We start from the raw sequence: 14,530 nt of genomic DNA, 5'->3' as shown, positions 1-14,530 counted from the left end.
CCCTGTTATTTCAGCAGAGTTTGCATCAGAGCGGTGAATTCTTTAACCGATTTACCACACTGTTCCAGATGTTGCCGTGTTGCGACTACCTGCCAGCCATCATCATCAAGAGCAAGAATGCAGGGTGCGCGGTTCTGGGCCAATTCCAGTTGCGCAGCTTCCAGCTCATCAAGATGACGATTATAAAACGGAACCGGAAAGCTCTCTTTAAAAGCCGTGAAACTCTCTTTTTCTGCTGCCAATATATGACTGATATCACACAGCGCACAGGTGCGCGTTCCGGTCAGCTTGCCAATTAAGTATCGAATTTCACCCAACAGTGAACCCTCTGCGTTATAAACGCCCACAAACTCGCGATACGCCATCACTCAGTCCTCTGTCGTTGTTACTTTCAGGCTAACGTTATGGACTGCGAAAGGCCAGCCGTGCACGCAGTTGGTCATGGTATTCAGCGGCAAAACGCCGATGTCCTCTACAACAGCGGGTGGGCCTGCTAAAATCGGGCGCTTTGCACTTCCTGTAACGGATTCCACTGTCATGCCGGAACAAATCCCCAACGATTCTGTTGGCCTGGTTACGCCTCAGGTACATCACTTTGATCAGCCGCTGACGCTGCGCAGTGGCCGGGTGTTGCCGAGCTACCACCTGGTGTACGAAACATACGGTGAGCTGAATGCCGATCATTCCAACGCCATTCTGATTTGCCATGCTTTAAGCGGTGATCATCACGCCGCTGGCTACCACAGCATGGACGACAAAAAGCCAGGCTGGTGGGACAGTGCGATTGGGCCGGGTAAAGCCATCGATACCAACCGCTTTTTTGTGGTGGCGCTGAATAATCTCGGTGGCTGTTCTGGTTCTTCCGGGCCCACCAGTATTAATCCCGAGACTGGCAAAGAATATGGACCGGACTTCCCGATAGTGGCCGTTCGTGACTGGGTTAATTCACAAGCACGCCTGGCCGATGTGTTGGGTATTCAGCAATGGGCAGCCGTTGTTGGTGGTAGCTTGGGTGGTATGCAGGTTTTGCGCTGGTCAATTCAGTTTCCTGAACGCTTACGCCATGCGGTGGTCATTGCTTCGGCACCAAAGTTATCGGCTCAGAATATTGCCTTTAACGAAGTGGCACGCCAGGCGATTGCCAAAGACCCGGAATTCCATGATGGTAATTATCTTGAGCATGACACCATTCCGAAAACCGGCCTGATGCAGGCACGTATGCTGGGTCATCTGACGTATCTGTCTGACGATGCAATGAAACAGAAATTTGGTCGTGAATTAAAAGAAGGCAAACTGAATTACAGCTTTGCACCGGAATTTCAGGTGGAAAGCTATTTGCACTATCAGGGTGAGAAATTTTCCACCCGGTTTGATGCCAATACCTACATGCTGATGACCAAAGCACTGGATTATTTCGATCCGGCCGCTGATTATGATAATGACTTGGTAACATGTCTCAGTCATGCGCAGTGCGATTTTATGGTGATGTCATTTACTACCGACTGGCGCTTCTCGCCGGAGCGATCACAGGAAATTGTCGACGCATTGATTCATGCCGATAAAAATGTCAGCTATGCCTGTATTGAATCGGAAAGCGGTCATGATGCTTTTCTGCTGCCAATCCCTCGTTATCTGGATATTTTTTCTGCCTACATGGAACGAGTTGCATCTGATATACCGACTGTATCTGAGACAGGAGTGGCGTCATGACCAGCGCAACAAGTGAACTATTGCGTGATGACCACGCGTTAATTCAGCGTGGTGTTAAACCCGGCAGTCAGGTATTGGATTTAGGGTGCGGTCAGGGAACGTTATTGCAATATTTGCAGCGTCACAAAAACGTGCGGGGTTATGGTCTGGAAATCAATCCGGATAACATCACGGCCTGTATTCGCAATGGCGTCAACGTTATCGAGCAAGATCTGGATAATGGCTTACGTAACTTTAAAGATAACAGCATCGATACGGTTATTATGACTCAGGCGCTCCAGGCCGTGGAACGCCCGGATCTGCTGCTGGATGAGATGTTGCGTATCGGTAACGAGGCGATTGTTACCTTTCCTAACTTTGGTTATTGGCGCACTCGCTTTTATCTGATGTTAAAGGGCCGTATGCCTATGTCCGAAACTCTGCCATACAACTGGTATGACACGCCAAACATTCATATGTGCACCTTTAAGGATTTTGAAATTCTGTGCCGTGAAAAAGGCATCAAAATTTTGAATAAGACGGTGGTTGATGATCAGCATAAACAACACTGGACGATTCGCCTTTGGCCAGCCATGCTAGGAGAGATCGCGGTTTACCACATTACCCGACGCTAACGGAGATTATATGATGAGAGCATTTCTACTGGCTGCGTTAACCCTGGTTTCATGCATGAGCTTCGCACTTAATCGCGGAGAGCAGAAACAGGTGTTTGGCGATTACGAAGTTCATTATATCGGCCTGAACTCAACTTTCCTGACACCCGATGTGGCGGAAGCCTATGGCATTACCCGCTCGGGTGCGTTGGGTTATCTGAGTATTTCGATACTGAAAAAGAATGGCAAAGACGCATTGGCGTCTCCCGTTTCCGGTAAAGTGGAAGGCCAGTTAAGAAATTTAATCGGCCAGTCAAAAACGCTGGATTTTAGAGAAATTAAAGAAAACAATGCGGTTTATTACATCAGTACTTTTCGTTTCGATGACGGTGATATTTACAATATTTCACTGCAGACAACGCCGGAAGGTCAATCGCGCACCTTTAATGTGAAATTCAGTCAGCGTTTTTACGAAGAATAATCCCTCACGCGCCGGCGTTTCGGTGTCAGATGATAATCAGCAATAGCGTTCCTGTATTTTTTCTGGTCGCTCGGCGCATGGATGCGGCGGCCGATTGGGCACTGAAGTAATTGCCACCAGTCAGAAAATAAATACAGGAATGCTGTTGCAGGCTCAGTGTAATAATATGAAAAAAATAGTGATCGCCAGTGGTAATGCTGGCAAATTACGTGAATTCTCAGCGATGTTTTCCAGCCACTTCACCAATGAAAAAATCGAAGTGATTCCGCAGAACGAATTTAATGTGAAAGAAGCGGAAGAGAATGGTTTGAGCTTTGTTGAAAATGCCATTATCAAAGCCCGCAATGCCGCTCGTCAAACGGGTCTGCCAGCGCTGGCTGACGATTCCGGTATCGAAGTGGATGCGATTCAGGGAGCTCCGGGTATTTACAGTGCCCGTTATGCATCGCGTGCCGGTTATCAGGGAAGTGAACGTGGTGATGCAGCGAATAACGCGATGTTATTACAGGCATTGGCGGCTGTTCCACAAGCAGAACGCAGCGCACGATTTCAGTGTGTACTGGTGTATATGCGTCATGCGGAAGATCCAACACCGCAGGTATTTCAGGGTAGTTGGGAAGGCCGTATTCTTGTTCACCCTGAAGGTAGTGAAGGCTTTGGTTATGATCCGCTGTTTTTTGTAGAGAGCGAAAATTGTACGGCAGCAGAGTTATCTAAAGAACATAAAAACCGCATTTCTCACCGCGGTAGTGCGATGCAACAACTGATTAGAAACATCAAGTTATAAGTTTGAAGAAGCAGAACGATTATTTTGGATATTTTAGAACAACTCGAACGTAAAATTCTTAACACCATTTCTTCGGTAGAGGATTTGCAACTGGAAAACATGCAGTTGCAGGAAGACCTGAAGGAAAATCAGGATGCTCTGCAAGGAAAGCAGGATCAACTTGCGAGCAGTAACGCCCAGTTAATAGAAAGCGATGCAGAACGTCTGTCTTTGCGCGCTCAATTAGACGAAACGTCTCAGGAAGTAAAAGCACTCGTCCATGAAAAGACCCAGTTGACTCACGAGCGTGATCAGCTGGAGCAGGAACACACCGAGTTGAAGCAAGAGCATCAGCAGTCAGAACAGGAACGTAATAGACTGGAGCAGGATGTTGAAAAACTGCAGCAATTACGCAGCCAACTGCAGGATGAAAAAGTTCAGCTGATGGAAGAAAAGCAGCAGTTTGTTGCTGAGACTGAGCAGTTGAAAAAAGATATTATGCGCCTGAACCATGAAAAGAATGAATGGGCCAATAAAGCGGCCTCTATTCTGAAAGTGCTGGAGAGTGCTGACCTGCTGAAGCAGGATCTTGCTCAGCAGGGGCAGGATGCTTCGGTAGACGTCGCCTGAGGTTATTGACGGATGCTGCAACTGCCGCCACTAAGTCTGTATATTCATGTTCCCTGGTGCATTCGTAAGTGCCCGTATTGTGATTTTAATTCCCATAAAGCGGACGATACTCTGCCGGAAAAAGAGTACATTCAGGCGCTCATTGCCGATCTCGATCAGGATTTACCCTGGGTTCAGGGGCGTGAGATAAAAAGTATCTTTTTTGGTGGTGGTACTCCCAGCCTGCTATCCGCTGAGGCGTATGAACAGCTATTTCACGAGTTAACCAAACGTTTACGCTTTGCCGATGATATTGAAATTACTCTGGAAGCCAATCCGGGTACCTTCGAGGCGAAGAAATTTTCCGACTATCGTAAACTCGGAATTAATCGGTTAAGCATTGGTATTCAGAGCTTTCAGCCACAACACTTGCAAAAGCTTGGGAGAGTACATGATGGTGACCAGGCATTAGCAGCGATTAACAAAGCAAAAAAAGCCGGATTCGATAACTTCAATCTCGATCTGATGCATGGCTTGCCGGGGCAAACTCTGGAACAGGCGATGAGCGATCTGAATACTGCACTCAGTTTTCAGCCAAACCACTTGTCCTGGTATCAACTGACGATTGAGCCTAATACCGAATTTTATAAACGACCGCCAGTATTACCAGAGGATGATACTCTCTGGGATATTCAGGAATCCGGGTTTGCTTTATTGGCGGATCACGGATTTGAGCATTACGAAATATCGGCTTTTTGTCGGCCTGGGAAGGCATCTCAGCACAATCTGAATTACTGGCAGTTTGGGGATTATTTGGGTATTGGTGCCGGAGCTCACGGTAAAATCACACTGGCAGATGCTAATACCATTCTGCGTACTAATAAAACCCGTTTACCAAAAGACTATTTAAATCCGGATAAGAGCTTTCTTGCCGGTAAACAAACGATTGATCCGGAAGATATTGGCCTGGAATGTTTAATGAACGGTCTCAGGCTGCGTCAGGGGATTGCGGTTGAGCAGTTTGAGACCCATACCGGCCTGACACTTGATGCCGTCTCTGGCCCCTTACAAACAGGTCAGCGGTTGGGGTTACTAAAAATAGATAAACGCATCAGTACTACGGAAAAAGGCCAGCAATATCTGAACGACGTGCTGGCGTTATTTTTAACCGACTGAATACTAGTCGTCTTCTTTTTCCTGAATCATCACCATTTCCGTAAATTGTTCGTTTTCTTTCAGGCTATCGAAGCTGACGTCTTCGCCAGCCTGAATTCTGAGCGATTCAGAACGATTTATGGCTTCGCTTAAATCTCTTAAAGCTTCTTCAATAAATCCGGATTCTGCGTAGGCACAGGCGCGCTGATAAAAGGCATGACTGTTTTCCGGATCAATTTCCAGTGCCCGATTTGCCAGACTGGTGGCCCATTCGGTTTGTCCCAGCAATAATGCCGCATCCGCCTTATAGGTTAATGCTTCCAGATCTTCCGGGCGTAATGCCAGGATCTGGTCATAAATAGAAATCTTATTCTGTGGGCTGTTTTCCTGTGAGGCTTTCAGCCACAGGGAATGGATTTCGTTGGTTAACTCAATCTCTTCCTGCGCCGCTTTTATATGGCGTGATTTACGGTGTAGCTCTTTTTCCAGGTTCGCCAGTCGCTCTTCGTACGATTCGGTAATCCGGCTGATTTCTTCGTTGGCGTATGAGCCAACCCGTTCCTTAACATCGCGCAGGGAGTTCCAGCCAATAATCACCAGCAGTGACGATGCACCTGCTAATAAATAGAAAAAGTAAGTGACGGTATCGGTGGCATAGACTAACGCGCGATCAGCGACCGTCAATTCTTTAGCGACTATTTTTTCTGTCAGGTCGATACGGACGTCGGCTATTTCCTGACGCAGATCTTTTACTTCACCGAGGATATAAAGCTCCGTAAACGGGGAGTACAACTTTTGCTTGGTATTATCGATTTTTTCCTGCGCCAGTTGATCACGCTGTGCCTGAGACAATTGTGCTGCCAAGGCTGCCTGCTGCGACGGCGTCAGATTTAAAACGTGTCCGGTAGCGCTGTCTGCTTGGTCTGCGGTTGCATGGTTCAGGTAGCCCAGCATAACCAACAAAATGATCATGGCTGATTTCAGTGCAGGCAGCGATGAATGCTGCCAGGGTGTGTTGCTCATACTCAGGACTCTATCAGAATGAAATCTGGTCTCAGGATAGACTGACGATGACGAAAGTTGAAGACTCTGTAATCGGCAGAGGTTAGGACTCCGACTGTGATGTATCACCAGGCTAAGATCAGCGTTGGCTGTGTAGCGTTTTAAACCCGGCGGGTGGAGTAACTCAGATCAGGGTTTACCTGTTGGAGCTTGTTTGTCCATGGTTTGCAACAGTGAAAGTACCTTCTGTTGTTTGCAATGAATGATTTCCAGTTTTTCTTGCAATACCGTTTTCTCCTCCTCAGACCGACAATGGGCTAGCTGCTGAGCTAAATCCCGGGATTTATGCTTCAGTTTTTTAAGCACCTTTTTCAGCTCTTTAGCAGAAACAGGGAGACTGTCTTTTGAGTCTTTCAACAGGCGATTAAGGCGTTTGATCAGTTTCATCACAGCCTCCTTCAATCCGCTTATTTTTCAGTTTCTGGTTAACGGCATCGAACTCGCTGTCTTCCAGCACGAGTTGCGGATGAACGTTAATGCCTTCCAGCGAGCGGACCGCTTTGGTGAGCTTTTTACCAATGCGAAAAGCATACTCTTTATCGTTCATCAAAGACGTCGCCATGGTTGGAGTGATCTGCTGCTGCCGAATCATGTTATCGATGTCGTTGTCATAGGCTTCATGGCGTCGTTGCAATAATAACTGCTGATGCTCCAGCTCCAGTTGGAACTCGTCATAATCATTATGTTGCCTGAAACTTTTCTGGGCATGATCAAGATTCAGTACGGTTCTGGCAATTTCTTCCCGCAACTGTTGATAAGCCTGTGCCAGATAGCGGTTATCGCCGTCGCCATAGCGCAGCATATTGGACTGCATGTGCTTGGTGTCTTTGACGGCTTCGATCATATGAAAGCAGGCAACGCTGAGTTGCCGCAATTGTTCGCTGTGTTTATTGCTCGCACCGTCGCGTGCCAGACTGATAAAACGGGTAATGGCACTGTGTAATTGTTTCAGGCGGATATCATAGGCGTGCTGAATGTCATGGTGGGTAATTTTATGCTGGGCTGAAATAGCCTCCGGTAAACGTTGTTGGCGAAACTCTGTGCTGCTCCAGCCAATGCCTCGAACTACGGTATCGCGGCTGAAGCGGTACAAACGACTGCTCTCCTGTTGCGCCACTTTGTAAGCACCTTTTGCCGATGACAAGGCAGCATCGTTCAGGTATTTCGGTTGTTTGATACTGACTTGTTTTGGCGGTAACCAGCGTTGTAGGAGTGTCACCAGGCCTGGCATCAGAGGCAGCATGACAAGGATACCAAGCAGATTAAACAGTGAGTGAAAGAGCGCCAGGCGTAAAGTGAAATCGTCGTTCGCCAGCCCAATAAAGTGAGCACACCACTCAACCGTCAGCAACAGCTGTGGTAATAGTAAAATCGCCAGTGCGCCGGTAACCAGATTAAATAATACGTGGCCGATCGCTAATTGTTTGCCCGCAGAATTTGCACTGATGCTGGCCAGTAAGGCCGTGATCGTGGTGCCAACGTTGGCACCAATGGCTAATGCTAATGCATCCATATAAGCAATGTGACCGGCGCCCAAAGCGGTGAGAATCAATACCAGCGTCGCGTGGCTGGATTGCATAATCACAGTCGCCAGCAGACCTATGGCGGTGTAGAGCAGCAGACCACTCCAGCCTTGCCCTTGATACAAGCTCAGGTCGACGCCTTGTTGAAAGGTGGCGAATCCCTCTTTCATGTGGTGAATACCAAGAAACAGAAATCCGATGCCCGCCAGTACCTGGCCAATGCCCTTTATCGGTTTGTTATCCTGAAACATCAAGGCCACACCGAATACCAGCATCGGCATGGCGTAGCTGGCCAGTTTTATTTTCAAGCCAAAGGCAGCAATTAACCATGCGCCGGTTGTTGTACCCAGATTGGCTCCGAAAATAATTCCCAGACCCATAAATAAATTGATCAAACCAGCGGATAGAAATGAGATCGCGAGAACCGACACCAGCGAACTGGATTGCATCAAGCTGGTTGTAACAACACCAAAACTCAGGGATTTCCACAGGCGATTGGTACTGTGATGCAGTGCTTTTTCCAGTAAGCCGCCGGAAAAAGCTCTGAAGCCTTTTTCAAGCGATAACATACCAAATAAAAATATTGCCGCACCGGCAGCGATTTGCTGAAACTCCTGGCTGTTCCATAAACCCAGTGCCAGAACCAGTAAAATAGACGGTAAAGTCAGACGCTTTAATAAATCCAAAAAATGCCCCACTTTTTGTACACCTTGTATTCAGTTAAGCGCTGTCCATGGTATAGCGCAAGGTGTTGTTTTTATGGGCAAAAAAAAGCCCGACTGACCTGATGCAGGTGTCGGGCTTGATGTCCATCCGATTGCGCTGATATCAGGCTTCGAGTGCGGCTTTTAATGGCTCATGTTGTGCCGCTTCCAGACGAGGACCAAACTGACTGACAACCTTGGAGGAAGCAGCGCTGGCGAGACGGCCTGCCGCGGCAAAATCATGCCCTTGGGTGATGGCGTACAGGAAGGCTCCAGCGAACATATCACCCGCACCATTGGAGTCCACTGCGGTGGTTGGGTTGGGGATAATCGGGTGCATCAATGCGCCGTCAAATGCCAGGGCACCCTTGGAACCCAGTGTGATGGCGAATGTTTTAGCCACTTCCTTGATGGTTTCGACTGCGTCATCGAGGTTATCGCTGTCTGCGAACAGCATGGCTTCCTGTTCATTGCAGAACAGCAAATCAACACCTGAACCAATCATTTCTTTCAGGCCGTCTTTGAAAAACTGCACCATGGCGGGGTCGGAGAACGTCAGAGCCGTTTTAACGCCATGTTTTTTTGCCAGTTCAATCACTTTGATTGCTGCTGCGCGGGAGGTGTCAGAAGTCACCAGGTAGCCTTCGATATAGACCCATTCTGAGTTTTTCAGCGCGTCCTCATTAATGTGCTTTTCGTGCAGGTCGGCTGTAATCCCCAAATAGGTGTTCATGGTGCGCTCGGCATCTGGAGTAACCATTACCAGGCACTTTCCGGTGATGCCTTCGTCACGATTGGTTTCTGTGTTGGTATCGACACCAGCCGCCGTCAGATCGGAAATGTAAAAATCCCCGGCTTCGTCGTTACCCACATTGCAGCTGTAATACGTTTTTGCACCAAAATAGCTGGCACCAATAATTGAGTTCGCGGCGCTACCACCACAGGCACGTTTTTTCAGGCCGTAATCGCTGTTCAGGGTTTCCAGCATGGCGTGCAGCTGATCTTCTTCGATCAGAGTCATCATGCCTTTTTCGATACCGGTTTTGGCGAAAAACTCATCGGTAACTTCAAACTCTTTGTCGACCAGTGCGTTGCCGATGCCATAAATGTGGTATGCCATGGAAGTTCTCATTCTTGGTTTATTTGGGCGGGCAGTTTATCGCTATGGGGAGGCAGATCAAGTTCTGATGACCTTAGCTGTTCAGATATTGCCTGACTGTTATGATGGCAGCATGAATAGTGTAACCCGTTTTATCCGCCATCATCAGCGTGTACGCCATGCGATATACCAAACCGACGATAATATTCGCAGAGCGGTCGTACGCACAGCACTGATTCTTTTGAGCTTCGTTTCACTGCATGTCTGTGCGATGGTGTGGCTGGAAGGTATGCCCGTCTGGTCGGCTGTGTGGCTGACATTAACAACGATTACCACGGTTGGTTATGGCGATTCATCTGCAGCGACGCCGGCAGGTCAACTGGCGACCATTATACTGATGTACGTCTGCGGTATTACTTTGATGACCTTTCTTATCAGTGACTACGTCGATTACCGCATTGCGCGGCGAGAACGCATTCGCACCGGATATTGGGACTGGAACATGGCCGATCACATTCTGATTATTAATTCACCGAAGTATAACCGGGAGGCTTATTTCTTGCGGCTGATCAGTCAGATCCGCGAGAGTGGCGAATATCCGGAAACTCCGATTATGTTGCTGAATCCGGAGTTTGCTGAAGGCTTGCCTGACAGTTTACGCCAGCTCGGTGTCGTGCACGTCACGGGTTTGGCCAGTCGCCCGGATGATCTTAAACGGGCAGGGGCAGAGCATGCCAGGCACATTGTGGTGCTGGCGCGGGATGAATACTCGACCGACAGTGATAGCTACAGTTTCGATATTGCCCACCGGTTGTATTCGTTGCACATCAGCCACAAAGTGATGATCGAATGTGTGGACGATGCCAACCGCGAACGTCTGCGCGAACTCGATATTCCAGTGATTCTGCGACCCATTCGCTCTTATCCCGAAATTATTGTCCGGGCGATGGTTGCGCCGGGTGCCGAGCGAATCATTGACGATATGTTCACTCACGCGCATGATCACACGGTGCGTTTTCCGGTTTGGCTGGAAGGTGAACGTTGGGCGGATGTGGTTAACGCTGTTGTACAGGCCAATGTCGGTACGCCGTTGGCTTACGTTACCAAAGACGGGCAAGTGGTGACTCATCCTGATGGCGATCACCCTGTTTATGCACAGTCATTGATCATGCTTGTGCATACTGAGAAAGACGCGTGTGTGCGCGATGTGCAGCGTGCGATTGAAATTCACTTTAACAAAGCGATGAAAGATCTGGTCTGACTTTCGATTCCGCCGATGTTTTGTCGCCAGTGACGCTTCTTGAAAGCGGAGCCGGTCAGGCCTGTCTCAGGCTTTACTCCGGTTTATTGAAATGACACTATTTTCAGAGTCATTTCTTTAACGTCCGAGTTGCTATGTCAAGTCGTCGCAGCACATCCTGGTTAGCGCTGTTGCTCAGCACCCTGTTGGTGCTGTTTGCCAGTGCCCAGAGCGTGCATGAGCAGCTGGCGCCGCAGCAACCGTGTGAGGATTGCTTTACAGCGTTTAATCCGGACGATCTGTTGCCACCTTTGCTGATTGCTTTACCTGCTCTGATCATCGATTTGTCACCCTCTGTATTACTAACTTTTGCCGCTCCCCGCCATCTCACGGCAGGGCTGAGTGACCGCGAACCGCTGCGCATGATGTCGCTCAACAATACTGATACATAAAGCCTGGGTTTTTATGGGACGTTGCGTCCCGCACGTTCTTTTGAAATATCACGGCCTCATGAAATACCAATAATGTTTCCTTATTGTTGGCCCGACAGGGTGCTCCACTGAAAAAAAACCGGAGCGATTCTTATAACCAGTTAACCGCTAACGTCTTTTCCGGTTGTCTGCTTCTGTTATAGTTTGGAATCTCGTCGATTGGCGGGCAGGAGGAGGTAACCATGTTAAACAAATTATTGGCACAGCTGGCGGACGGTCAGTTTCATTCAGGCGAGGAGCTTGGAGAAAAGCTGGGGGTAAGCCGTGCGGCAGTATGGAAGCAGCTGAAAAAGCTCGACGAACTGGATATCCCTTATTCATCTGTGAAGGGGAAGGGTTACCGCCTGCATGATGCGATAGAGCTGCTTGATGATGCATCCGTGCGCGATCATATTAATCAGCGTCTCGATATTCTTGATATCCTGCTGGATGTCGATTCCACCAACTCTTATTTATTCAAAAAAGCCTCTGACCACATGGGCAAACGTTATGCTGTGCTGGCTGAAAAGCAGGCGGCAGGTCGGGGGCGACGAGGCCGACAGTGGGTTAGCCCGTTTGGCAAAAATATATATTTGTCTTTGTTGGCATCGTTTTCCGGAGGCATCGCGGCGCTTGAAGGCCTGAGCCTGGTGACAGCCATTGCGGTAGAAAAAGCACTGGTGAAGCTGGGGATTGATGCTATCGGTCTGAAGTGGCCAAATGATATCTACGCCGATGGCAAAAAACTCGCAGGTATCCTTCTTGAGGTAACGGGTGAGTACAATAGCCACTGTCAGGTGGTCATCGGTATTGGTCTAAATCTGGCCTTAAGTGATGATGATGCTGCGGATATCGGTCAGCCTTGGACAGCGTTGAAGCACATCCGGCCGGAGCTATCGCGTAATCAGGTTGCCGGCGTTTTGATTAATGAGTTGCTGGTGGCTCTGGATGAGTTCCAGAAGCATGGTTTTGCGGCCTACCAGGAATATTGGTCGAAGCGTGATATTTATCAGGGTAAAGACGTCCGGATTATCAGCCCCGGTAATGAGAAGCATGGCGTCGTGAAAGGCGTTAACCGCAAAGGCGAGTTGTTATTGCACACGGACAAAGGTGTGGAAGTGATTGCTGCCGGAGAGATCAGTGTCCGCCCCGTCGAATAATTTGTTTGTTGATATTGGTAATACCCGGATTAAATGGGGTTATCGTAACCGGGGGCGCTGGCTGACCGGCAGCTGCAATCATAACGGGTTCACCGAGTTACAGTGGCCTTTTACTATCGAGCGAGTGTTGGTTGCCAGTGTCAGAGACCAGCCAGTGTTAAAGCAGGTCTTGGAAAATCAGTTTGGCAGTCGCTTGGTATGGCTGGCAGCACCGATGAAAGGTTACCCCGGATTTCATCATTGCTATCAGGACAGTCAACGGTTGGGCGTCGATCGATGGTTGGCAATGCTGGGGGCCTGGCATCAGGGTGCTGATGATTTGCTGGTGATTGATGCCGGAACGGCAGTGACGCTTGATTTGCTGAATAAACGGCAGCAACATCTCGGGGGCTGGGTTGTGCCTGGCTTGCAGCTGGCTCAGCAGGCTTTGTTTCAGCAGACGCACAGGGTGAATCTTTATCAGGATGAACATGGCGCCAGTCATATGGGGCCAGGGCAAGATACCCTCAACTGTGTGGCATCAGGAGTGCAACGACAGCTGGTGATGCTGGTTGTATCTGTAATTAAAGACTACCCAAATTTTAAGGTGTTTGTTTGTGGTGGTGATGGGGAATGGCTCGCCCATGAATTGGAGCTGTGCAGCATGGCAGGTGTAGAGATACAGTTTGCGCCAAATTTAGTTTTTGATGGTATGGAATCCTTATGCGCTGGATCTTTTTTGCCTTAGTGTTTGCTAATTTATTGCTGCTGGCTGTGTTTTGGCAACAACAAACGCTTGAGCAAGCTCCGATGATTGCCGAGTTTGAAGTTTCTGACAGCAGCCGACACCTTCAGTTGATCTCTGAACTGGAGCAGCCATTGGCGACCGTGGTTGATCATGCCGATGGCGGGCAGGTACGAGCGCCTAACTGTTACGTTGCCGGACCCTACGCCGATAACATCGATGCCCGGCACCTGATGGCCCGCGCCGAGGCATTAGGTCTCGACGGGATGATCAAAGCGGTGGATATCGCCACTGACAAACCGTCGGAATACTGGGTACACGTTCCACCCAGGGCCACCCGTTTAGAAGCACTCCGTATTTTGAAAGAGCTGCAAAAACGAAAAATAGACTCCTACATCATCACTCAGGGTGAGTTAGCAGAAGGGGTGTCACTGGGGTTGTTCCGTAACAAGAACTCAGCAACTGGGCTGCAAAAAAAGGTCGAGGGTTTTGATATCCCGGTTGAGATCCAAACCATGCATCAGTCAAAAAGAGAATTTTGGGTCGAGATTGCCCAGGTGTCACAGTTAAATGAAAAAATGCGCGAACGCATCCGTGCCGGAGATGACATGATTGACTGGCAACTGGCTGCTTGCAGTAATGCATCGACGAATCAACTTTCTGAGTTAAGTCGATAAAAAATAAGTAAAAAGTTGTTGACAGGTGTGCGCTTGGCTCATATAGTACGCGCCACTTCGGTGGGGTTCCCGAGCGGCCAAAGGGATCAGACTGTAAATCTGACGCGAAAGCTTCGCTGGTTCGAATCCAGCCCCCACCACCAATTTTTGATAGCTGTCGGAATGGCTATTGGAGCAAGCAGGTAGGCTTGGTCATCGAAACTACCTGTTGTGTTGCGGGTATAGTTCAATGGTAGAACCTTAGCCTTCCAAGCTAATGATGCGGGTTCGATTCCCGCTACCCGCTCCATTTGCTGATATAGCTCAGTCGGTAGAGCGCATCCTTGGTAAGGATGAGGTCGGCAGTTCGAATCTGCCTATCAGCACCATTATTTATTCGAAAAGGTAGGCCATTGGTCTGCCTTTTTGTGTATGTGACAAAGAAATTGTTAAACCTCAACTAAAGAGAAATGAGTCATGGCAAAGGAAACGTTTGAGCGCTCCAAACCGCACGTAAACGTTGGCACCATCGGTCACGTTGACCATGGTAAAACTACTCTGACTGCTGCACTGACGCG

General features: G+C 48.7%; 17 protein-coding genes and 3 tRNA genes. 15 read left to right on the top strand and 5 right to left on the bottom strand.

The annotated features are described in order from the left end of the window. Positions 1-5: 5 nt before the first annotated feature. Complete coding sequence (locus MK185_14015) at positions 6-365, bottom strand: hypothetical protein (protein MCH2041739.1); 360 nt, start codon at positions 363-365, stop codon at positions 6-8. A gap of 172 nt (positions 366-537) precedes the next feature. Between MK185_14015 and MK185_14010 the strand changes: the two genes are divergently transcribed. The 6 genes from MK185_14010 to hemW all read left to right on the top strand — a co-directional run bounded on the left by MK185_14010 (position 538) and on the right by hemW (position 5,335). Then, positions 538-1,710 (top strand): homoserine O-acetyltransferase, encoded by a 1,173-nt coding sequence (locus tag MK185_14010; protein ID MCH2041738.1) that lies wholly within the window; start codon positions 538-540, stop codon positions 1,708-1,710. Between the two features lie 20 nt (positions 1,711-1,730). Next, a complete protein-coding gene (gene metW, locus MK185_14005) occupies positions 1,731-2,324 on the top strand; it encodes a methionine biosynthesis protein MetW (protein ID MCH2041737.1) in 594 nt (197 codons plus the stop codon). A gap of 10 nt (positions 2,325-2,334) precedes the next feature. Continuing rightward, a complete protein-coding gene (locus MK185_14000; protein ID MCH2041736.1) occupies positions 2,335-2,784 on the top strand; it encodes a DUF4426 domain-containing protein in 450 nt (149 codons plus the stop codon). A gap of 166 nt (positions 2,785-2,950) precedes the next feature. Beyond that, on the top strand, positions 2,951-3,571 hold the full coding sequence (gene rdgB, locus MK185_13995; GenBank protein ID MCH2041735.1) for an RdgB/HAM1 family non-canonical purine NTP pyrophosphatase: 621 nt from the start codon (positions 2,951-2,953) through the stop codon (positions 3,569-3,571). Positions 3,572-3,595: 24 nt separating this feature from the next. Next, positions 3,596-4,180 carry a hypothetical protein gene (locus MK185_13990; GenBank protein ID MCH2041734.1) on the top strand — a complete coding sequence of 195 codons (585 nt, stop codon included), beginning with the start codon at positions 3,596-3,598 and terminating at the stop codon, positions 4,178-4,180. A 12-nt stretch (positions 4,181-4,192) separates the two neighbouring features. Next, on the top strand, positions 4,193-5,335 hold the full coding sequence (gene hemW, locus MK185_13985; GenBank protein ID MCH2041733.1) for a radical SAM family heme chaperone HemW: 1,143 nt from the start codon (positions 4,193-4,195) through the stop codon (positions 5,333-5,335). 3 nt (positions 5,336-5,338) lie between these two features. Here the strand turns inward: hemW and MK185_13980 are convergent, their stop codons facing one another. From MK185_13980 to MK185_13965, 4 genes are all read right to left on the bottom strand, one after another. Further along, positions 5,339-6,337 carry a hypothetical protein gene (locus MK185_13980; GenBank protein MCH2041732.1) on the bottom strand — a complete coding sequence of 333 codons (999 nt, stop codon included), beginning with the start codon at positions 6,335-6,337 and terminating at the stop codon, positions 5,339-5,341. A gap of 168 nt (positions 6,338-6,505) precedes the next feature. Further along, positions 6,506-6,763 (bottom strand): hypothetical protein, encoded by a 258-nt coding sequence (locus tag MK185_13975; protein ID MCH2041731.1) that lies wholly within the window; start codon positions 6,761-6,763, stop codon positions 6,506-6,508. Continuing rightward, positions 6,741-8,597, bottom strand: a complete 1,857-nt coding sequence (locus MK185_13970; GenBank protein ID MCH2041730.1) for a Na/Pi symporter — start codon at positions 8,595-8,597, stop codon at positions 6,741-6,743. The genes MK185_13975 and MK185_13970 overlap by 23 nt, the downstream gene beginning before the upstream one ends. Before the next feature lie 130 nt (positions 8,598-8,727). After that, positions 8,728-9,723, bottom strand: a complete 996-nt coding sequence (locus MK185_13965; GenBank protein ID MCH2041729.1) for an adenosine kinase — start codon at positions 9,721-9,723, stop codon at positions 8,728-8,730. Positions 9,724-9,835: 112 nt separating this feature from the next. Between MK185_13965 and MK185_13960 the strand changes: the two genes are divergently transcribed. The 9 genes from MK185_13960 to MK185_13920 form a co-directional block, all read left to right on the top strand. Continuing rightward, positions 9,836-10,963 (top strand): potassium channel family protein, encoded by a 1,128-nt coding sequence (locus MK185_13960; GenBank protein ID MCH2041728.1) that lies wholly within the window; start codon positions 9,836-9,838, stop codon positions 10,961-10,963. Positions 10,964-11,097: 134 nt separating this feature from the next. Further along, on the top strand, positions 11,098-11,394 hold the full coding sequence (locus tag MK185_13955; GenBank protein MCH2041727.1) for a hypothetical protein: 297 nt from the start codon (positions 11,098-11,100) through the stop codon (positions 11,392-11,394). Positions 11,395-11,615: 221 nt separating this feature from the next. Continuing rightward, complete coding sequence (birA, locus tag MK185_13950; protein ID MCH2041726.1) at positions 11,616-12,572, top strand: bifunctional biotin--[acetyl-CoA-carboxylase] ligase/biotin operon repressor BirA; 957 nt, start codon at positions 11,616-11,618, stop codon at positions 12,570-12,572. Then, the gene (locus MK185_13945) at positions 12,553-13,299 is read left to right on the top strand and encodes a type III pantothenate kinase (GenBank protein ID MCH2041725.1); all 747 of its coding nucleotides are present in this window, start codon (positions 12,553-12,555) and stop codon (positions 13,297-13,299) included. Before birA ends, MK185_13945 begins: the two co-directional genes overlap by 20 nt. Continuing rightward, positions 13,275-13,973: a hypothetical protein gene (locus MK185_13940; GenBank protein MCH2041724.1), complete on the top strand. Its 699-nt coding sequence runs from the start codon at positions 13,275-13,277 to the stop codon at positions 13,971-13,973. Before MK185_13945 ends, MK185_13940 begins: the two co-directional genes overlap by 25 nt. A gap of 59 nt (positions 13,974-14,032) precedes the next feature. Then, positions 14,033-14,116 (top strand) — tRNA-Tyr (locus MK185_13935). A gap of 72 nt (positions 14,117-14,188) precedes the next feature. Then, positions 14,189-14,262 (top strand) — tRNA-Gly (locus MK185_13930). A 3-nt stretch (positions 14,263-14,265) separates the two neighbouring features. Further along, positions 14,266-14,341, top strand: a tRNA-Thr gene (locus tag MK185_13925). 88 nt (positions 14,342-14,429) lie between these two features. Further along, positions 14,430-14,530, top strand: a 101-nt coding sequence (locus MK185_13920) for a GTP-binding protein (protein ID MCH2041723.1), incomplete at its 3' end; no start/stop codon positions are given.

The organism is Saccharospirillaceae bacterium (genome assembly GCA_022448365.1).
Taxonomy (GTDB): domain Bacteria; phylum Pseudomonadota; class Gammaproteobacteria; order Pseudomonadales; family Oceanobacteraceae; genus Bacterioplanoides.
The sequence above is the reverse complement of the archived record's forward strand: the minus strand, read 5'-3'. Positions and strand labels throughout refer to the sequence as shown.